Raw genomic sequence first — 19,801 nt, 5'->3', positions numbered from 1 at the left:
TCGCCGTTCCGTCCCCCGTCCCGGCCCCGGGGGCGAGGTCCGCCGGGAGCAGCGGCTCGGTGAGCAGCCGCCGCACGCGCGCACCCCGTTCCGCCCCCGTGGCCGCCGCGCCCAGCCATGACCCCACGGCGCGCCAGCCGTAGTAGTAGCCCAGGACATAGGCGTTCATCCCGGGCAGGGTCACAAAGGAGAGCGCCGCCGCGAGTTCGGCCTCGTCCAGCAGACCCCAACGCGTCAGGTAGGCGCGGATCTCCCCTTCGGGGCGGCCCTCGTCCGCGAGGAAGGCGGCGTTGGCCCACGTTCCCCACAGCGCGTTCCTCGCGGCGTGGATCGCGGCGAAGTCGCTGCCGTCCGGCGCGATGCCCAGCTCGGGCAGCACGTGCTCGGCCAGCCACCGCTGCGCCTCCCCGCCCGGGAACACGAGCTCCTGCGCGTGCAGGCCGAGGCCCTCGCTGACCACGAACGAGGGCGACAGCATGAAACGCACCCGGCAGTCCGCGCGGCCCTCCTTCAGCAGCGACTCGGCGATGTGCCCGGGGTGGCCCTCGTGCGCGACCACGTACAGCAGGTCGGCCACGGTGAACGGCAGCCCGCCGTTGACGTAGATCACCGAGCGGCCCCCGCCCTCGTAGTGGCCTGCGGCCAGGAAGTGCGCCTCCGGGACGACGACGCAGCTGACCTCCTCGTCGGGCGGCAGCGGGACGATGCCGGCGCCGGTCCTCGCCCGCGTCTCGGCGACGGCCCGCGCCACCAGGTCCGGCAGCCGGTCGCGGTGGCCGGGGCGCAGCGCGTGCGCCGCCTTCCACGCGTCGAGACGGGCGCCCAACGAGCCGTGCGCGCCGGGCAGCGCCGCGTCGAGCCGGTCGTGCGCCTCCTCGAACACGGCCTGGGGCACCGGGCCCGCCTCGATCCCCAGGGCCTCCCGCGCGAAGTCGGCCAGCGGCATGCCGGAGCCTGCCCCGGAGCGCGCGCCGTCGCCCGCGCGCCGCGCCACCGCCCGCAACGCCCGTACCTGCGCCGACAGATGGGCGACCCGCCCCGCGCCGGGCGGCACGGCCCCCAGGAGCCGGTCGGCGTCCTCGGCCAGACGGCCGGCCGAGGGGGGCGCCTCGCCGAGCGCCTCCGTCCGCCACGCGGCGGGACCCCGGTAGATCAGCAGCGTCCCCCCGCCGTCCGCCGTGACCAGGCGGTTGACGCGCAGGGCCAGCATCGCGTAATCACGCAGCCAGGTTTCGGAATTCATACCGGGAAGCTATCCGTACGGAAATCCGTACAGTGTACGAAAGGCGGCGGCAGGTGGCAGGGCTGCGAGGACCCCAGAGCTTCTGGTTCCGCGACCAGGGGAAGGGTCGCCGACCGCGGCTGTCGCGGGAGCGCATCGTGGCGGGGGCGGTCGAACTGCTCGACGGCGAGGGCGTGGACGGCTTCTCCATGCGCCGCCTCGCCGCCCGGCTGCGCGTGGGCACCATGTCGCTCTACTCCTATGTCGAGACCCGCGAGGACGTGCTCGACCTCGCCCTCGACGCGGTCATGGCCGAGATCGCCGTGGACGAGGACGACTCCACCCCCTGGCGCGACGCCCTCACCGGGCACCTCGTCCAGAGCCGCCGGGTGATGCGGCGCCACGTCTGGATCACCGCGCTGATCGGCACCCGGCCCATGATCGGCCCCACCTCCCTCGCCCGCTCGGAGCGCTTCTACGCGGCCCTCGCCCGCGCGGGCCTGTCGCGGCCCGAGCTCAACGCCGCCGTCTCGACGCTGTTCGCCTACGTCCACGGCTTCGTCGCCGCGGAGAACGTGTGGCGCTCGCGCGTCACCGACGCCGACGAGGAGGCGGAGCTGCGCCGCGAGGTCAAGCGGCACGTCGCCGCGCACGCCGACCGCTATCCGGCGCTGGCGCGGCAGGCGGAGGTCGAGGACGCCGACTCCGACGGCGGGTTCAGGCGCGGCCTCGACATCATCCTCGACGGGATCGAGGCCCGGATCGACCCCGGTCCCGGGTGAACGGCGCCGCTGTCCGAGCCGCGCCGTAGACTTCAGGCGTGGCGGGCAGGATCAACGACGAGGACGTGAAGTCGGTACGGGACGCGGTCCCGATCGACGCCGTGGCCTCCGAGTACCTCCAGCTCCGCCCCGCCGGCGGGGGGAACCTGAAGGGCCTGTGCCCCTTCCACGACGAGAAGTCGCCCTCGTTCCAGGTCAGTCCGAGCAAGGGCCTCTACCACTGCTTCGGCTGCCAGGAGGGCGGGGACACCCTCTCCTTCGTGATGAAGATGGAGCACCTGTCCTTCTCCGAGGCCGTCGAGCGGCTGGCGGCGCAGGCCGGTATCACGCTCCGGTACGAGCAGGGCGGGTACAGCCCCGGGCGGCAGCAGGGCGAACGGACGCGGCTGGTCGAGGCGCACAAGGCCGCCGCCCGGTTCTACGCGGATCAGCTCGCCTCGCCCGAGGCCGAGGTCGGCCGTCGCTTCCTGCACGAGCGCGGGTTCGACCAGGAGGCCGCCGAGCACTTCGGCGTCGGGTACGCGCCCGGGGGCTGGGACCACCTGGTGCGCTTCCTGCGGGGCCGCGGTTTCACCGACCACGAGCTGCTGACCTCGGGCATCGCGCAGGACGGGAAGCGCGGCCCGATCGACCGGTTCCGCGGACGGCTGATCTGGCCGATCAGGGACATCACCGGCGAGGTCGTCGGCTTCGGCGCCCGCAAGCTGCGCGACGACGACAACGGGCCCAAGTACCTCAACACCCCCGAGACGCCCATCTACCGCAAGTCGCAGGTCCTCTACGGCATCGACCTCGCCAAGCGCGACATCGCCAAGGGCAACCAGGCGGTCGTCGTCGAGGGCTACACCGACGTCATGGCCTGCCACCTGGCCGGGGTCACCACGGCCATCGCGACCTGCGGCACCGCGTTCGGCGGCGAGCACGTCAAGATCCTGCGGCGGCTGCTGATGGACAGCTCCAGCTCGCACAGCGCGGGCGAGGTCGTCTTCACCTTCGACGGCGACGCGGCCGGGCAGAAGGCGGCGCTGCGGGCGTTCGAGGACGACCAGAAGTTCGCCGCGCGGACGTCGATCGCCATCTCGCCCGGCGGCATGGACCCCTGCGAGCTGCGGATCGCGGACGGCGACGACGCCGTGCGGAAGCTGGTCGAAGCCCGTTCGCCGTTGTTCGAGTTCGCGATCAGGTCGGTCGTCCGGCAGCACAACCTCGATACGGCGGAGGGCCGTTCGGCCGCGCTCGACTTCGCCGCACCGATCGTCGCGCAGATCAAGGACCCGGCGATCCGGCACGAGTACGCCGTCCGGCTCTCCGGGCTCGTCGGCATCCCCGACGAGCGCTTCGTGGTGCGGCGCATCGGGCAGCTCGCGCGCTGGGGCCGGGGCCGGCAGCAGGGGTCCGGCGCGGGGCCGGGTCTCCAGGCGCCCCCCTCGCGGCACGCGCCCCCCGGCGGCGGACGCCACCCCTCCCAGGCGCCGCACGGATCCCAGGAGCCCTCCGGCTCGGCTCCCGGTGGGCGGCAGGGCGGGGGCCCCCCGCTGAACCTCCGCAGCCCCGCCTTTCTTGAGGAGCGCGAGCTGCTGAAGATCGCGCTCCAGTTCCCCGAGCAGGTCTCGCCGGCCTTTGACGCCTTCGGCGAGGACGAGTTCACCGCCCCGCCCTACGCCGTGGTCCGCCGCGCCATCGGGGAGGCGGGCGGGGCGAGCGCGGCCGACGACGCGTACCTGGAGCGCGTCAGCCAGGCCGCGCCCGACGACTCGGTGAAGACCCTGATCAGGGAGCTGGCCGTCGAGCCGCTGACCCTGCCGCGCCGCAGGCAGGCCGAGGTGGACGTGTACGCGGGGCGCCGCCTCGTCCAGGTCAGGCTGGCCGCCGTCGAGCGGCACATCCGCCAACTGGAGTCCACCGCGCGCCGCGACGAGGCCCAGAACGGGAACACCCACGCGGCCGAGATCCGCCAGGAGTTGTGGGCCCTGGAGCAGTACCGCACGGCGCTCAAGGAGCGCGGCGTCGAGGCGCTCTACTCCTGAGCCGCGCCCCCGCCCGGCCCCAACCGGCCCCGGGGGAAGGGTAGTCGGGCGTGGGCCCTCGGTAGTCACCCCTGCAAAAAGTCTCCGCACGCATCTCGTGGCCGGAGTGTGCCGTACCCCACACTGGGGGCGGTGCCGCTCCCTCCCCTTCCCCGCTTGCCGCGATCTTCTGGAGGCCGCTCCGTGCAGACCCCGACCCTCCCCGCCACCGAGACGGCCAGAGCCGCGCGACGGCGGGCGACCCCCCGGCCCGAGGGCAACGGCGCCACCGGAGACCTCTTCCGGCAGTACCTGCGCGAGATCGGCCGCATCCCCCTGCTGACGGCATCCGACGAGGTGGAGCTGGCCCGGCGCATCGAGGCGGGCCTCTTCGCCGAGGAACGGCTCCTGCTCCCGCTCGTGACCGGTGACGTCCCCGGGGACCGGCTCGCGCTGGACCTGGACCGGCTGGTGGTGCGGGGGCGGCTGGCGAAGCGGCAGCTGATCGAGGCCAACCTGCGCCTGGTCGTCTCGGTCGCCAAGCGGTACATCGGGCGGGGGCTGACCATGCTGGACCTCGTCCAGGAGGGGAACCTGGGCCTGATCCGCGCCGTGGAGAAGTTCGACTACACCCGCGGCTTCAAGTTCTCGACGTACGCGACCTGGTGGATCAGGCAGGCGATGTCCCGCGCCATCGCCGACCAAGCCCGCACCATCAGGGTGCCGGTGCACGTGGTCGAGCTGATCAACCGCGTCATCCGCGTGCAGCGGCGCGTGCTCCAGGAGCGCGGCTACGAGCCGACGTCCGAGGAGGTCGCGGTGCTGCTCGGCCTGACCCCCGCCCGGGTCAGCGAGATCCTGCGGCTGGCCCAGGACCCCGTCTCCCTCCAGGCCCCGATCGGCGACGAGGACGACGTCAACCTCGGCGACCTCATCGAGGACGCCGACGTGCCCTCGCCCGCCGAGTCGGCCGCGTTCATGCTCCTGCGCGAGCAGCTCGAAGCGGTTCTGTCCACGCTGGGCGACCGCGAACGCCGCGTGGTCGAGCTCCGCTACGGCCTGGTCGACGGCCGGCCGCGGACCCTGGAGGAGATCGGCCGCCTCTTCGGCGTCACCCGCGAACGCATACGCCAGATCGAGCACAAGACGCTGGGCAAGCTGCGCGACCACGCCTACGCGGAGCAGCTGCGCGGCTACCTGGACTGAGCGGGGGTCAGGGGAAGTTGATCGCGCCGCCGGTGCCCAGCGGCGCGGTGGCGTCCAGGTCGGAGGCGACGCGGGCGAGTTTGTCCCTGATGGCGGCCACCGCGTCGTCGCCGAGCGCCAGCCGCAGCGGCGGCTCGGGAAGGTCGAGCGCGGCCAGCAGGGCCCGCGCCGCCTTCTCCGGGTCGCCCGGCTGCTTGCCGTCCCCGTCCGCCAGGGAGTCGCGGATGGTGCCGACCGTCGCCTCGTAGTCGGGCAGCGGCGCCGCCTTCTGGAGCGCGCCGTTGAACTCCGTGCGGAACGCGCCCGGTTCGACGATCAGCACCCGGATGCCCAGCGGCTCCACCTCGGCGGCCAGCGCCTCGCTCGCCTGTTCGAGCGCGCCCTTGGCGGCGCAGTAGGTGCTCACCCCGGCGAACGCCAGCAGCCCGCCCATGCTGGTCAGTTGGACCACGGTGCCGCTGCGGCGGCGGCGCATTCCGGGCAGCACCAGCCTGCTCAGCCGCACCGGGCCGAAGAACATGACCTCCATGGCGTGTCGGAGGTCCTCCTCCGCCGTCTCCTCCAGCGCGCCGACGGTGCCGAACCCGGCGTTGTTGACCAGCACATCGATGTGCCCGTATGTCGACTCCGCGGTCCGCACGATCCGTTCGCACTGCTCCGCGTCGGTCACATCCAGCGCGACGACGGTCAGCCGGCCGGGGTGGGCGGCGGCGAGGTCACCCAGCGTCTCGGGGCGCCGCACGGCGGCCACCACCAGGTCTCCCGCGGCGAGCGCGGCCCGGGTGAAGGCGGCCCCGAAGCCGCTGTTCGCCCCGGTGATCAACCAGCGCCGGGCGTCGGGCGAAGGGGGCGAGGCGATCGAGGCGATCGAGGGAATCGAGGGGATCGAGGGCACCGTTGCTCCTGGTATCGCGCGGGGGGTGCGCGGTCGGCCGACCGGCACGGATCACGATGCCCGGCCCTTCGCACCGGCGACATGGGCCGAAGGTGGAACGGCCGCCGACCCGGAACCCTTGCTCGGGCAACGGGTCCCGGCTTATAAGAAGGTGTGACCCTGGACTCCCGGCCCACGGCCGCCGCGCACGCCGTCGTCTCCGTCCCCGGCGGCCCCCGGCGCCTGCCCGGCGACGAGCCGTTGCCGCCCGAGGACTACCGGCGCCTGTTCGGCGTGTACGAGGCGGTGGACCGCGCCGCCGACCTGCCCGCGTTCCGCGAGCGGCTGCTGCGGGGGCTGGAGGAGTGGTTCGGATACTCCACCATCGCCGTGCTGCACGGCCCGACCATCGCCGACGCCCTCTGGGACGGGCGCGGGATCAAGAGCGGCTACACGCGCGAGTTCCTGGACGAGTACGCCCGCCACTGGATCACCTCGGACCCGTTCATGACCGAAGAGGCCCACCGGCTGCTCGCCGAACGCGGCGCGGTCACGCTCCTCGAACTGCGCCCCGAGCGCGTGCCCGCGCAGCACGCGTACGTCGAGCGCTTCCTCAAGCCCAACGGCATCCATGACAAGGTCGGCATCATGATCGACGCGGGCGGGGAGGGCGTGGTCTACGTCGGCGTCGTCGTGCGCGGCGCCCACCGCGTCTCGACCCGCGACATCGCGGTGATGCGGGCGCTCGGCCGCCAGCTCGCGCCCCTCGCCGCCGTCCAGCTCGCCCGCGACCGCCTGGCCGAGGCCGCCTGCCGCGACCTCGGCCTGACCCCCCGCGAACGCGAGGTGGCGGGCCTGGCCGCCCAGGGCATGACCAACCAGCAGATCGCCCAGCGCATGTTCGTCGGCGTCGGCACCGTGAAGAAGCACCTGACCCGTGCCCTCGCCAAGAGCGGCACCACGAGCCGCACCCAACTCGCCGCCCACTGGCGCGAGCCGAGCGGCCCGGCGTGAGCCGAGCGGCCCGGCGCGGCCCGGCGCGAGCCCAGCTGATCGGCGGGCAGCAGCGGGGACCGGGGTGAGCCGAGTTGTCCGGCGTGAGCCGAACTGACCGGCGCGGACTGGCGCGGACCGGCGTGAGCCCAGCTGTCCGGCGGGGAGCAGCGGGGACCGGGGTCAGCCGAGCTGTGCGGTGCGGACCGGGGTGAGCCCAGCTGACCGGTACGGACCGGCGCTGTCCGGCGGGGACCGGGGTGAGCCGAGTTGTCCGGCGGGGAGCAGCGGGGACCGGGGTCAGCCGAGCTGTGCGGTGCGGACCGGGGTGAGCCCAGCTGACCGGTACGGACCGGCGCTGTCCGGCGGGGATCGGCGTGAGCCCAGTTGTCCGGCGGGGACCAGCGGGGACCGAGCTGATCGGCGGGGACTGGCGGAGCCGAGCTGTCCGGTGCGGACCGGCGGGGATCGTCGGGGACCGGCGCGGACCGAGCTGACTGGCGTGAGCCGAGTTGTCGGGCGGGGACTGGCGCGGACCGGGTTGTCCGGTGCGGACTGGCCTGGGCTGAGCTGTCCGGCGGGAACTGGCGCGGACCGAGCTGTCCGCTGCGGACCGGCGCGAGCCGAGCTGATCGGCGCGGACCGGGGTGAGCCCAGCTGACCGGCGTGGGCCGAGTTGTCCGGCGCGGCCCGCGCGGACCCGCGCGGACCCGCGGCGACCGGGCGCCCCCGCACGGCCTCAGCCGAACGCGTCGGGGTGGGTCTCGTCCCGTACCGCCGCGTACTGCTGGCGCACGGCCACGCCCCCCGCCTGTTCGTCCTCCGGGTCCAGCGTCTCGCCGGGGGCCGAGGGCCAGGAGGGCGGCGCCTCCGCGCTCGCCCCGGCGTCCGCGACCGCCTGCGACCAGGCCGCCTGCCGCGCCGCGCCGAGCGCCGTGTAGTCGGCCGGGGCCGGGATGACGACCTGGGCGCCGAAGATCGCGGGCGCCAGCGCCTTCACCGCGGGCAGCTCGGCCGCGGCGCCCAGCAGGAAGACCCGGTCGATCCGCACCCCTCTCTTCCGCAGCACCTCCGCCGCGTCCGCCAGCCCGCAGAGCATCCCCTCGAACGCCGCCCTGGCCAGATGTTCCGGCTTCATGCTCTCCCGCCGCAGCCCCGCCAACGTACCGGCCGTGTGCGGCAGTTCGGGCGTGCGCTCACCCGCCAGATACGGCAGGAACACCAGCCCGTGCGCCCCCGGCGTCGACGTCAGCGCAAGCTCCGACAGCTCCGGCAGGTCCCGGCCCAGCAACTCGGCGGTCCCCCGCAGCACACGCGTCGCGTTCAACGTCCGCACCACCGGCAGATGCAGCCCGGTGGCGTCCGCGTAGCAGGTGATCGTCCCGCTCGGGTCGGTCAGCGCGTCGTCGTGGACCGCGCACACCGACCCCGAGGCGCCGAGCGAGATCACCGCGTCGCCCATCCCCATGCCCAGGCCGAACGCGGCGGCCATCGTCTCGCCCGTGCCCGCCGAGATCAGCAGCCCCTCCGGCGTGCGGCCGGCCGCCTCGGCGGGACCCAGCACGTCGGGCAGCGCCACCGGATGCCCGATCGCCAGCTCCGCCAGCTCGTAGCGCCAGGACTCCGAGACGGCCGACCAGTAGCCGGTGCTCGACGCCCCGCCGCGGTCGGTCGTCCACCGGCGCGGGCGGCCGAGGAGCTGCCAGACCAGCCAGTCCTGCGCCTGGAGCACCGTGGTGGCGCGCCGTGCCGCCTCCGGCTCCTCGCGGGCCAGCCACCGCAACTGCGCCACCGGCTGCCCCGGCTGCGGCACCGAGCCGACCGCCTCCGCCCAGGCCGCCCGCCCCCCAAGCGCGTCCACCAGGCCCAGCGCGGCGGCCTGGCCCCGGTCGTCGCCGCCCGTCAGCGCGGGCCTGACCGGATTGCCCTCGGGGCCGAGCGCGACCACACCGTTCTGCTGGGCCGCGACGCCGATGGCCGTGACCTCCTCCAGCACCCCGCCGTCGGCCGCCTCGCCCAGCGACAGCAGCCACGACTCGGGCGTCGCCTCCCCGCTCGGGTGCTCGGCGTGTCCATGCCGGACCACCTCCCCGGTGTCCGCGTCACAGACGACGATGCGGGTGTACACGGACGAACTGTCAAGACCGGCGACCAATCCCATGAGAAGGAATGATGCCTCATCCGTCCGGCGGCACGGACCATATGGTCACATTGCGCCGGAGCACGGTGGGGGGCGCCGGGGCGCACGAGCGCAGGCGGGGATCACGCGCCCGACTCGGCCGGGCGAATCTCCGCCACCACGTCCGAGGCCGCCGCGTTCCGCGCCTTCCTCCGCTCCCTCAACTGCCGCACCGCGGGCTCCGTCCACCGCGTCGCGAACGGGCCAAGAATCACCAGTATCAGGACATACGCCGTCGCCACCGGCGCGATCCGTGGCTCCGTCGCCGACGCCAGGCCCGCGATCACGATGGAGAACTCGCCGCGCGCCACCAACGCGCCCCCCGCCCTGAACCGCCCCCGCGGCCCGATTCCCGCCCGCCGCGCCGCGTACCAGCCGGTCGCGATCTTCGTGGCCGCGGTGACCACGGCCAGCAGCAGCGCCGGGACCAGCACCGGGGGAATGTCGGTCGGGTCCGTCGAGAGGCCGAAGAAGACGAAGAACACCGCCGCGAAGAGATCCCGCAGGGGGGTGAACAGCCGGCGCGTATTGTGCGCGACCTCCCCGGAGAGCGCGATGCCCACCAGGAACGCGCCCACCGCCGCCGACACCTGGAGCCGCTGCGCGACCCCCGCCACCAGCAGGGTGAGGCCGAGCACCACGAGCAGCAGCATCTCCGGATTGTCCGAGGAGACGGCCTTGCTGATCACCCGTCCGTGCCGCAGCGCCAGGAACAGCGCGATCCCCGCCGTGCCGAGCGCGATCCCCAGCGTCACGCTGCCGCTCGCCAGACCCACCCCGGCCAGCACCGTGGAGAGGATCGGCAGATAGACGGCCATGGTGAGGTCCTCGATCACCAGGATGCCCAGGATGACGGGGGTCTCGCGGTTGCCGAGACGGTTCAGCTCGGTGAGGACCTTCGCGATGACGCCCGAGGAGGAGATGTAGGTGACGCCCGCGAGCGCCAGCGCGCCCACCGGGCCCCAGCCCAGGAGCAGCGCGGCCAGCGCGCCGGGTGTCGCGTTGAGGAGGAGGTCGACGACCCCCGAGGGATACTGCGTGCGGAGGCTGTCCACCAGCTCCGTCGCGGTGTACTCCAGGCCGAGCATCAGCAGCAGCAGGATGACGCCGATCTCGGCGCCGATCTCGATGAAGCCCTCGGTGGTGGACAACGGCAGAAAGCCGCCGTGGCCGAAGGCGAGGCCGGCGAGAAGGTAGAGAGGGATGGGGGAGAGCCCGAGTCGCCCGGCCAGCCGCCCGACGAGGCCGAGTCCGAGGACGACGGCCCCCAGTTCGATCAGCATGGTCGTGGTGTCGTGCACGATCACCGCACCTTTCCGTTAGCAGCGCCGCACCGGCGTCTGCAAGGTGCGGGTCGTGATCTTCGCTCTGTGTGCCTCACGAGCCCGCGATGATGTCGGCCAGATCGTCGACTCCCTCACGGGTGCCGACAACCAGCAACGTGTCACCTGCCTCAAGCCGGTAGTCGGGCGCGGGAGACGGGTGTGCTCCCGTGCGGCGCAATACGGCGACGATCGAGGCCCCGGTGCGGGTGCGGGCCTTGGTGTCGCCCATGGGCCGGCCCCGGTACGGGGAGTCGGGCTCGATGGGGATCCGCTCGGTGACCAGGTCGAGCCCGAACTCGCCGTCGGGAAGCGCGCTTTCCGCGCGCTCCGGGGCGATGATCGAGGCCAGCCGGGCGGCTTCCTCCGCTTCCAGGGGGACGGTCCCCTGGCAGGAGTCGGGGTCCTCGGGGTCGTAGAACCCGATGAACCGCCGTCCGTCTTCGTGTGCCACGACCGAGATGTGCTGTCCACCTCGTGTGGCGAGGTCGTACTGGGTACCGACGCCAGGCAGCGGTGTACGCCGGGTCACCATGACCTGCCTCCTCCCGTTGGGCGCCACAGAGAGTGTAATGCCTTGAATCACCAACAGTTCTTTGCAAAGACTCTTTGCAAAGACTTCTTGGCTATATATCCTCCGGCCATGCCCGACATTCCTCCCACCCGGCCAAGCCCCGGCCACCTAAGCCAGGCGTAGAAGCCGCCCCACATCGCTCAGATCACGAACGTGACAACCCGTCGCCGATCACGGCGCCGATGAACGCCGACCACGCGGGGAGGGAGACCCGGGCCGCCGGGATGCTGGTGTCCTTGCTGTCCCGCACGCCGACCAACTCCACGCTAAGGACAGCGGCCTCAACGCAGTTGCCGCCGTTGCCAGTGTACGAACTTCTCCACCACACGGCGCTGTCGAGGTCGACCATGCGGTCCAGGTCACTCATCTCAGACCAGCTCTTTCTCGATCCGAATCACCAATTCGCGGCTATCATCCTCGCTGAGCGCCGCGTCTGACAAGTTTTTGAAGAGGCGGTTCAAACGCCGGAGGGCCAGCAGATCGTCGCTGAAACGAGAGCCTTCGGTCGACTCCATGAATGCAGCGTCCGGCTCGCTGTCCTTCTGGGTACCGAACAGCACGAATGCGCCTGTCATGGCACCCAACTGCCCTGCCTCAAAGGGGATCACCCGGAACCGGATGTTGTCACGACGAGTGACCTGACTGAGGTGACGCAGCTGCCCTCGCATGACATCGATGCCTCCCACGAGGATGCGCAGCGCTGCTTCCGTCACCACGGCGTCGAGTACAAGGGGGTCGTCGTCACGGACCAACTTCTGTCGAGTCATCCGTACTTCGACCAGACTGTCGATCTGATCCGGATCGAAGACCGTGAAGCCCGGTCCCGTGACAGCTCGTGCGTAGTCTTCTGTCTGGAGCAGCCCGGGAATCAGGACTGACTGGTACTCGCAGGAACGGACCGCCTCGGCCTCGTACGACATGAACTCGCTGTAGTTGTGCGTCACGATTTCTCCGTACGCGTGCCACCACGGAGGCGTCCGCTGCTTGGCCCTGCTCATCAGTTCGGCGAGTTCCTCACGCCGTTCCGCGCTCACGTCGTAGAGATCCATGAGGCCCTTGAAGTCCTGACCCGTGCAGTTCCGCTTGGCGGTCTCGATGCGGCTGATCTTTGAGATGTGGCAGCCGAGTTCCTCCGCGACCTCCTCGATCGTCATGCCCGCCCCGTCCCTGAGTCCGCGCAGCTCCGCAGCCAACTTCCTGCGCGCGGCCAGCGAACTCCCACTGCTGACAACACCCATGGCCGTTCCCCTTCCAGCTCGATGCGTCCGGTGGCAGCAGTCTGCCTCTCGCTCACATCATGCGTCACGCATCCGGACCAGAACGCTACACGATGGTGGCAACTTGACTCACGACTACTTGCCGTAAGCAAGTTGAGTGCCCCATGATGACGCCCCACTACCCAGCGTTCTGGCTGCGAACGGCAGGTGACAACCATGACCGTCCCCGAGGAGCCCGTACCGGACGAGAGGCCGGAGGGCGATGGCGACCCGGTCGAAGACCTCCGCACGCGGCTCGCCGAGCTGAGCAAGCGGATCGACGAGCACTTCGAGAGGCTGGAGCAGCGACCACCCACCGGGAATCGGCGCACCGGGCTCCGCCCAACCCCTTGATCCACGGCCGTAAAAACGTTTCAATCCCAGGTGCCCTCACTACCTGGAGGTACGCCCGCATGCGCATCGACCGCCGTGATCTGCTCAAGGGGGTGGCCGCCGCAGGGGTGGCCGTGCCCCTGACCTCGCTCGCCAACGCGCCCACCGCCGCCGCTCACCGGCCGGGAGAGGAGGCCACGGCGGGGGAGGTGCGGCTCGCGTGGCTGGAGGACAGACCGGCCGAGCTGACCGGTACCACATGGGGAACTCCCTGGCCCCGAGGGGCGGTTGACGGGGAGGAGACCTTCGCCCTCACCGCCGCCGACGGCACGCCCGTCCCGCTCCAGAGCTGGCCGCTCGCCTACTGGCCCGACGGCTCGCTGAAGTGGAGCGGCCACGCCCTGTCCGGCGGCGCCGGGGCCGGCGAGAGCTACACCCTCGCCACCGGGGAGCCCGCCGCGCCCGAGCACGCCGTCACCGTCACCGAGAAGTCCGGGCACGTCGACATCGACACCGGCGTCCTCACCGCCCGCATCCCCAAGCGCGGCAAGGACCTCATCACCCGGATCCGCAGGGGCCGCACCGAGATCGCCACCCATGGCCACCTCGTCAACCTGGTGCAGAACGACGTCCCCGACGAGGGCCTCGGCACCGTCCGCCGCGAGCGACTCACCAGTGACATCAGTGAGGTGACCGTCGAGCAGGCCGGTCCCGTCCGCGCCGTCGTGAAGATCGAGGGCCGCCACCGCAAGGACGGCCGCGCGTGGCTCCCGTTCACCGTCCGGCTCGTCTTCACCGCCGGAGGCGACAGCTTCCGCCTCGTCCACAGCTTCGTCCTGGACGACGAGGGCAGCGGGGACAACGGCTTCATCGCCGGGCTCGGCGTCCGGTTCTCCGTGCCGATGCGCGAGGAGCCGTACAACCGCCACATCCGCCTGGTCGGCCCCGGACACGGCGCGCTGGCCGAGGCCGTCCAGCCGCTCACCGGGCTGCGCCGCGACCCGGGGCAGGAGGTGCGCGACGCGCAGGTCGCGGGCCACCGCACGCCCGCCCGCGACACCTGGGACCCACGCGTCGGCGACCGCGTCCACCTCATCCCGTCCTTCGGCGACTACACGCTCAGCCAGCTCAGCTCCGAGGGCTTCACCGTCAGGAAACGCACCGGGCCGGGCCACGGGTGGGTCCCGGTCGACCAGGGCGGGCGCGCGGCGGGCTGCGGCTACGTCGGCGGCCCCGGCGGCGGATTCGCGTTCGGGCTGCGGGACTTCTGGCAGCGCCACCCCACCCAGCTCGACATCAGGGGCGCCGACACCGACACCGCCGAGGTCACCCTCTGGCTCTGGTCGCCCGACGCCCAGCCGATGGACACCCGCTTCTACCACGGCGGACTCGGCCAGGACACCTACGAGGAGCAGCTCGAAGGGCTCGAAGTCACCTACGAGGACTACGAGCCCGAGTTCGGCACCCCGTACGGCATCGCCCGCACGAGCGAACTCACCTTCTGGGCCCTGGAGTCCACCCCCGACGCGGAACGCCTCGGGGCCATAGCCGACGCCGTCCGGGTGCCGCCGCAGCTCGCCAACCCGGTCGACCACCTCGTCGCCGCGGGCGCGTTCGGCGGCCTGTTCAGCCCCGTCGACCGCTCCACCCCGGCCCGCGCCGGAATCGAGGACACCCTCGACTTCCTCTTCGACTACTACGTCACCGCCCGCGAACAGCGCCACTGGTACGGCTTCTGGGACTACGGCGACGTCATGCACACCCAGGACAGCGACCGGCGGGTGTGGCGTTACGACATCGGCGGCTACGCCTGGGCCAACTCCGAGCTCTCGCCCGACCTGTGGCTGTGGTACGCGTATCTGCGCTCGGGCCGCGCCGACATCTTCCGCTTCGCCGAGGCCATGACGCGGCACACCGGCGAGGTCGACGTCTACCACGCGGGCCCCTGGGCGGGCCTCGGCACCCGGCACGGCGTGCAGCACTGGGCCGACAGCGCCAAGCAGCAGCGCATCTCCACCGCCATCTACCGGCGCTTCCACCACTACCTGACCGCCGACGAGCGCACCGGCGACCTCATGCGCGAACTCACGCGCTCCGAGGAGACGTTCCTCGTCCTGGACCCGCTCCGCAAGATCCGGGAGGAGCCCTACGAGCCCGACCCCCGGGCCCTGTCCATCGGCTTCGGCACCGACTGGAGCGGCCTCGCCTCCGCCTGGCTCACCGAGTGGGAGCGGCGCGGCCCGCGCTGGGAGGAGTGCCGCGACAAGCTGCTCGCCACCATGGAGACGATCGCCGCCCAGCCCAACGGCTTCATCCAGGGCTCCGGCCTGTACGACATGGAGACGGGCCGCTTCGCCGTCGCCGGGGAGCCGGTGGTCGACGTCTCCCACCTCAGCGCCGTGTTCGGCCTGGTCGAGATCAACGCGGAGCTGCTCCAGCAGATCGACAACCCGGAGTTCGAGGCGGCCTGGCTCCAGTACTGCCGCCTCTACAACGCGCCCGAGGAGGAGGCCGTCGAGGAGGTCGGCGAGCCCCTGGGCGGCAACACCAACCTCAACCAGGGCCACACCCGCCTCGACGCCTACGCCGCCGCCGGCACCGGCGACGACGCGCTGGCCGCCCGCGCCTGGGACGGGTTCCTGCGCCCGCGCCTCGACTGGGAGTTCGGCGAGGACTGGGAGTACGCGACGGAACGCGTCGAGCACACCCTGAACCCCACCGACTGGTACGAGATGATCTCCACCAACGCCGCCGCCCAGTACGGGCTGGCCGCCATCCAGAACCTCGCCCTCATCGGCGGGCGACTGCCGTAGCACGCCGAACGGCCCGGCCCCTCGCGCGGGGAGCCGGGCCGTTCGGGGCCCAGGTCAGCGGACGGGGGTGAAGTCCCGTGCGCCGATGTAGTCGGGGCGGCGGATCGGCGCCGCGAAGGGCTCGACCGCCGCGTTCTCCACGCTGTTGAAGACGACGAAGACGTTGCTGCGCGGATACGGGGTGATGTTGTCCCCCGAGCCGTGCATGCAGTTGCAGTCGAACCAGGTCGCCGAGCCCGCGCGGCCGGTGAACAGCTTGATGCCGTGCCGGTCGGCGAAGCCCGTCAGCGCCTCGTCGGACGGCGTGCCCGCCTCCTGCATCTGGAGCGACTTCTTGTAGTTGTCCTTGGGCGTCTCGCCCGCGCAGCCGAGGAACGTCCGGTGCGAACCGGGCATGATCATCAGCCCGCCGTTGGTGTCGAAGTTCTCCGTGAGCGCGATCGACACCGACACGGCCCGCATGCGCGGCATGCCGTCCTCGGCGTGCCAGGTCTCGAAGTCCGAGTGCCAGTAGAACCCGCTGGCCCCGAACCCGGGCTTCACGTTGATCCGGCTCTGGTGGACGTACACGTCGGAGCCGAGGATCTGCCGCGCCCGGTCCACCACGCGCGGGTCGCGGACCAGCCGCGCGAAGACCTCGCTGATCCGGTGCACCTCGAAGACGGACCTGATCTCCTGCGAGGACGGCTCGACGATGGACCGCTCGTCGGCCCTTATGGCCGGGTCGGAGACCAGCCGGTCCAGCTCCGCGCGGTAGACCGGCACCTCGTCGGGGGTGATGAGCTGGTCGATCGCGGCGAACCCGTCCCGTTCGAGACCCGCGAGCTCACCCGCGGTGAACGGTCCTGGGGCGCTCGCCTCGGACCAGACGACGGGGTCCTGGCGCGGCGTGGCCACCTCGGTGGCGCCCCTGGTGGGGTAGAGGTCGGCGGTGCGTTCGGGTGCGGTGGTCATGGGAGTGTTTCCTTCCTCTCCTTCACTCCTCGCGGCTCTCGGGAGCCGTGCCGGCGGCTCCTCATGCCTCGGTGAGCAGGGGATAGACGCCGTTCTCGTCGTGGTCCTCCCGGCCGGTGACCGGGGGGTTGAACACGCACATCGCCCGGAAGTCGGTCTTCGGGCGCAGGGTGTGCTTCTCGTGGCCGTCCAGCAGGTACATCGTGCCGGGCGTGATCCAGTGCTTCTCGCCGGTCTCGTCGTTGGTGAGCTCGGCCTCGCCCTCCACGCAGAACACCGCCTCGATGTGGTTGGCGTACCACATGCTGGTCTCCGTCCCGGCGTAGAGCACGGTCTCGTGGAACGAGAAGCCGACGCGCTCCTTCGCCAGGACGAGGCGCTTGCTGCGCCAGGTGCCGGAGGCGGACTCCACGTCCCGGTCGGTTCCCTCGATGTCGCTGAGCGATCGGACGATCACAGTGCTGTTCTTCCCTTCCAGGCGGTGGTGCTCGGCCGGTCGGCCGGTCAGGCGGTCTCGCGCACGGCGCGGGTGAGGATGCGCAGGCCCTCGTCCAGTTCCTCGGGCGTGATCGTCAGCGCGGGCAGCAGCTTGACGACCTCGCTCTGGGGGCCCGAGGTCTCCAGCAGGAGTCCCAGCTCGAAGGCGCGGCGGCACACCGCGGTCGCCCGGTCCGTGTCGTCGAACACCAGGCCCCACACCAGCCCGCGCCCGCGCACCGACGCGCCGGCGTCCGGGTGCTCCGCGACCAGGGCGCGCAGCGCGGCCTCGGTCTGCTCGCCGCGGCTGAGGGTCTGCTTCTCCATCTGTCCGTCGCTCCAGTACATGTCGAGCGCGGCGGCGGCGGTGACGAACGCGGGGTTGTTGCCGCGGAAGGTTCCGTTGTGCTCGCCCGGCTCCCAGATGTCGAGCTCCGGCTTGAAGAGGGCGAGGGACATCGGCAGCCCGTAGCCGCTGATGGACTTCGACAGGGTGACGATGTCCGGGACGATGCCCGCCTCCTCGAACGAGAAGAACGGCCCGGTGCGCCCGCAGCCCATCTGGATGTCGTCCACGATCAGCAGCATGTCGTGGCGCGTGCACAGGTCGGCCAGGCCGCGCAGCCACTCGGGGCTGGCGACGTTGACGCCGCCCTCGCCCTGCACGGTCTCGACGATGGCGGCGGCCGGCTTGTTCAGCCCGGAGCCCGCGTCCTCCAGCAGCCGCTCGAACCAGATGAAGTCCGGGGTCCGGCCGTGCAGGTAGTCGTCGAACGGCATGGGCGTGCCGTGGACCAGCGGGATCCCGGCACCCGCGCGCTTGAAGGCGTTGCCCGTGACGGCCAGCGACCCCAGCGACATGCCGTGGAACGCGTTGGTGAACGAGATGATCGACTCCCGGCCCTTCACCTTCCGGGCCAGCTTCAGCGCGGACTCCACGGCGTTGGTGCCGGTGGGCCCGGGGAACATGACCTTGTAGTCCAGGTCACGCGGGCGCATCACCACGTCGCGGAACGTCTCCAGGAACGCCCGTTTGGCGGTGGTGGACATGTCCAGGCCGTGCGTGATGCCGTCGCGCTCCAGGTAGTCCAGCAGGGCCCGTTTGAGCACGGGGTTGTTGTGGCCGTAGTTGAGTGAGCCCGCTCCGGCGAAGAAGTCGAGGAAGGTGTGGCCGTCCTCGTCGTACAGGTAGCTGCCCTGGGCCCGGTCGAAGACGGTGGGCCAGCCACGGCAGTAGCTCCGCACCTCCGACTCCAGGGTCGTGAAGACGCTCAGGTCCGGCTGGGTGATGGTCACAGGGATCTCCTGGTTCAGGGGTTTCTCAGGCAGGTCGGGGATCGTCCGGGCCTTCGCGCTCAGCGACCCGCCGCGGTACGGGGGGCGCGCGTCTTCGCGCCTGGCGCCAGGGGGCCGATCCGGTACAGCACCTCGGGCTCGTGGCCGCGTTCGGGGAAGACTCCGGCCTCGAAGAGGACCTCGTGCGTCAGCCCGGCACGGTGCCGGTCCGCGAAGGAGGCGAAGAGGCGGTCCGAGGCGGTGTTGTCGGGGGTGACGGTGGTCTCGATGGCCTCCACTCCCAGCTCCCGGCCCGTGCGGGCGGCCAACGCGTCCAGCATCGCGGCGGCGAGGCCGCGTCCGCGCTGCCCGTGGTCGACCGCGACCTGCCAGATCAGCAGGGTGCGCGGCGCCTCGGGGCGGGTGTAGCCGGTGATGAAGCCGACCGGGTCGCCCGAGGTGTCCCTCGCCACGATGGAGGTCCCGGCGTAGTCACGGCACCACAGCAGGTAGCTGTAGGGGGAGTTCAGGTCGAGGACCCGGGAGTCCCGGGCGATGCGCCACAGGGCGGCGCCGTCGGCGAGAGCGGGGCTGTCGAGGGTCAGTCCCTCGGGCGCTGCGAGAAATTCGGTTTCCAGGAAATCGGGGGCGGGACGTGCATGGTCCGCTTGTGCGGGGCTCATGCAGATTGAATTTACCCAGCCCCGGTTGAAGATGCATCGTCGAAGGGGGTTAACAGGGTGAGAGCGATGTGCTATCGCGCACGCGTGAATGTCCGCCGGTGCGGTGAGAAAATGTGGCGTTCTGTCCGTTAGTTACCGGACAAAGCGGACGCACGTCGAGCGAATGTCACAAGTAAGTAACAAGCTTGTGATGATCGTGAACCCATCCCGTGACCCGTCAGGATCCCGCAAACACACCGTTTAGAACCTCGATTACCGGGAAGAAGAGGCCCGCAAGGTGTATCCACAATAGGGCGGGAAACGAAGGTTGAATTCCTCCCCAATACCCGGTCGATACCCGGCTGATACCCCGCGGATACCGGCCGTGACCGCCGGAGGAATTAGTCGGAGGCGGCCGGGAAGCCACCGCGCGCCGACACCCGCCCGGCCGGTCCCTCGCCCTCCACGCGGTAGCGGTCCCGCTCCGCGGCCCGTGGCCCGCGATCATGGTCGTACTGCCCGGCGAACACGTGCTCACCCGGTGGCACCTCGGCGCCGGGCCGCAGCGACCACCGGAAGACCAGGTCGCCCCGCTCGGTGGCCACCGACAGGTCGAAGTCGTCGCCCGGCAGCGTCCGCCACGCCCCGGTGGGCCTGATCCCCTCGCCCGCCACCACCCGCAGCTCCACGGTGAACGAGGTCAGCGGCTCGGCCGTCTCCACCGTGACATTGCTCTGCGACCAGTACGGGTTGCTCCCCGGATCCACCACGCCCGAGGACGGCAGCCGGGTCTCGGCCGCCACCCGCCGCTCCTCGCCGTCCCCGCCCCCGGCCCACCCGGCGGCCAGCGACGCCGCCCACAACGTGGCCGCC

18 protein-coding genes are annotated in these 19,801 nt (G+C 71.7%); 6 read left to right on the top strand and 12 right to left on the bottom strand.

Going from position 1 to position 19,801, the window contains the following annotated elements; translation table 11 throughout:
- Positions 1–1,243, bottom strand: a 1,243-nt coding sequence (locus tag ADY01_RS17180) for a hypothetical protein (RefSeq protein WP_063784263.1), incomplete at its 3' end; no start/stop codon positions are given.
- 53 nt (positions 1,244–1,296) lie between these two features.
- On the opposite strand from ADY01_RS17180, the gene ADY01_RS17175 reads away from it, so the two are divergent.
- The 3 genes from ADY01_RS17175 to ADY01_RS17165 all read left to right on the top strand — a co-directional run bounded on the left by ADY01_RS17175 (position 1,297) and on the right by ADY01_RS17165 (position 5,216).
- Positions 1,297–2,004: a TetR/AcrR family transcriptional regulator C-terminal domain-containing protein gene (locus ADY01_RS17175; protein WP_199826253.1), complete on the top strand. Its 708-nt coding sequence runs from the start codon at positions 1,297–1,299 to the stop codon at positions 2,002–2,004.
- Positions 2,005–2,042: 38 nt separating this feature from the next.
- Positions 2,043–4,031 carry a DNA primase gene (gene dnaG, locus ADY01_RS17170; protein WP_049573683.1) on the top strand — a complete coding sequence of 663 codons (1,989 nt, stop codon included), beginning with the start codon at positions 2,043–2,045 and terminating at the stop codon, positions 4,029–4,031.
- 183 nt (positions 4,032–4,214) lie between these two features.
- Positions 4,215–5,216, top strand: a complete 1,002-nt coding sequence (locus ADY01_RS17165) for an RNA polymerase sigma factor (protein ID WP_049573681.1) — start codon at positions 4,215–4,217, stop codon at positions 5,214–5,216.
- Positions 5,217–5,223: 7 nt separating this feature from the next.
- Here ADY01_RS17165 and ADY01_RS17160 read toward each other — a convergent pair whose 3' ends face one another.
- Complete coding sequence (locus ADY01_RS17160) at positions 5,224–6,111, bottom strand: oxidoreductase (RefSeq protein WP_324613041.1); 888 nt, start codon at positions 6,109–6,111, stop codon at positions 5,224–5,226.
- Between the two features lie 153 nt (positions 6,112–6,264).
- On the opposite strand from ADY01_RS17160, the gene ADY01_RS40640 reads away from it, so the two are divergent.
- The gene (locus ADY01_RS40640) at positions 6,265–7,104 is read left to right on the top strand and encodes a helix-turn-helix transcriptional regulator (protein ID WP_234320268.1); all 840 of its coding nucleotides are present in this window, start codon (positions 6,265–6,267) and stop codon (positions 7,102–7,104) included.
- Positions 7,105–7,822: 718 nt separating this feature from the next.
- Here the strand turns inward: ADY01_RS40640 and ADY01_RS17150 are convergent.
- From ADY01_RS17150 to ADY01_RS17130, 5 genes are all read right to left on the bottom strand, one after another.
- Complete coding sequence (locus ADY01_RS17150; protein WP_049573678.1) at positions 7,823–9,244, bottom strand: FGGY family carbohydrate kinase; 1,422 nt, start codon at positions 9,242–9,244, stop codon at positions 7,823–7,825.
- A gap of 101 nt (positions 9,245–9,345) precedes the next feature.
- Positions 9,346–10,563 (bottom strand): cation:proton antiporter, encoded by a 1,218-nt coding sequence (locus ADY01_RS17145; protein WP_049573694.1) that lies wholly within the window; start codon positions 10,561–10,563, stop codon positions 9,346–9,348.
- A 76-nt stretch (positions 10,564–10,639) separates the two neighbouring features.
- On the bottom strand, positions 10,640–11,119 hold the full coding sequence (locus ADY01_RS17140) for a cation:proton antiporter regulatory subunit (protein WP_049573676.1): 480 nt from the start codon (positions 11,117–11,119) through the stop codon (positions 10,640–10,642).
- 184 nt (positions 11,120–11,303) lie between these two features.
- Positions 11,304–11,525, bottom strand: a complete 222-nt coding sequence (locus ADY01_RS17135; protein ID WP_078900370.1) for a DUF397 domain-containing protein — start codon at positions 11,523–11,525, stop codon at positions 11,304–11,306.
- A 1-nt stretch (position 11,526) separates the two neighbouring features.
- Positions 11,527–12,396, bottom strand: coding sequence for a helix-turn-helix domain-containing protein (locus tag ADY01_RS17130; protein WP_049573673.1), 870 nt, complete (start codon positions 12,394–12,396; stop codon positions 11,527–11,529).
- 195 nt (positions 12,397–12,591) lie between these two features.
- Here ADY01_RS17130 and ADY01_RS39145 point away from each other — a divergent pair, with 195 nt between their 5' ends.
- Together ADY01_RS39145 and ADY01_RS17125 are read left to right on the top strand one after the other, a co-directional pair.
- Entirely contained in the window at positions 12,592–12,768 is a 177-nt protein-coding gene (locus ADY01_RS39145) for a hypothetical protein (protein ID WP_159001251.1), read from the top strand.
- Positions 12,769–12,827: 59 nt separating this feature from the next.
- The gene (locus tag ADY01_RS17125) at positions 12,828–15,560 is read left to right on the top strand and encodes a twin-arginine translocation signal domain-containing protein (RefSeq protein WP_049573670.1); all 2,733 of its coding nucleotides are present in this window, start codon (positions 12,828–12,830) and stop codon (positions 15,558–15,560) included.
- A gap of 54 nt (positions 15,561–15,614) precedes the next feature.
- Here ADY01_RS17125 and thpD read toward each other — a convergent pair whose 3' ends face one another.
- The 5 genes from thpD to ADY01_RS37125 all read right to left on the bottom strand — a co-directional run.
- Positions 15,615–16,514, bottom strand: a complete 900-nt coding sequence (thpD, locus tag ADY01_RS17120; protein ID WP_049573667.1) for an ectoine hydroxylase — start codon at positions 16,512–16,514, stop codon at positions 15,615–15,617.
- Positions 16,515–16,575: 61 nt separating this feature from the next.
- Positions 16,576–16,971 (bottom strand): ectoine synthase, encoded by a 396-nt coding sequence (locus ADY01_RS17115; protein ID WP_049573666.1) that lies wholly within the window; start codon positions 16,969–16,971, stop codon positions 16,576–16,578.
- A gap of 47 nt (positions 16,972–17,018) precedes the next feature.
- Positions 17,019–18,287: a diaminobutyrate--2-oxoglutarate transaminase gene (gene ectB, locus ADY01_RS17110; RefSeq protein ID WP_049573663.1), complete on the bottom strand. Its 1,269-nt coding sequence runs from the start codon at positions 18,285–18,287 to the stop codon at positions 17,019–17,021.
- 59 nt (positions 18,288–18,346) lie between these two features.
- Positions 18,347–18,949: a diaminobutyrate acetyltransferase gene (ectA, locus tag ADY01_RS17105; protein ID WP_078900369.1), complete on the bottom strand. Its 603-nt coding sequence runs from the start codon at positions 18,947–18,949 to the stop codon at positions 18,347–18,349.
- A gap of 380 nt (positions 18,950–19,329) precedes the next feature.
- The coding region (locus tag ADY01_RS37125; RefSeq protein WP_159001249.1) for a hypothetical protein at positions 19,330–19,801 on the bottom strand (472 nt) is incomplete at its 5' end.

Source organism: Streptomyces sp. SBT349, assembly GCF_001083795.1.
GTDB lineage: Bacteria > Actinomycetota > Actinomycetes > Streptomycetales > Streptomycetaceae > Streptomyces.
The sequence above is the reverse complement of the archived record's forward strand: the minus strand, read 5'-3'. Positions and strand labels throughout refer to the sequence as shown.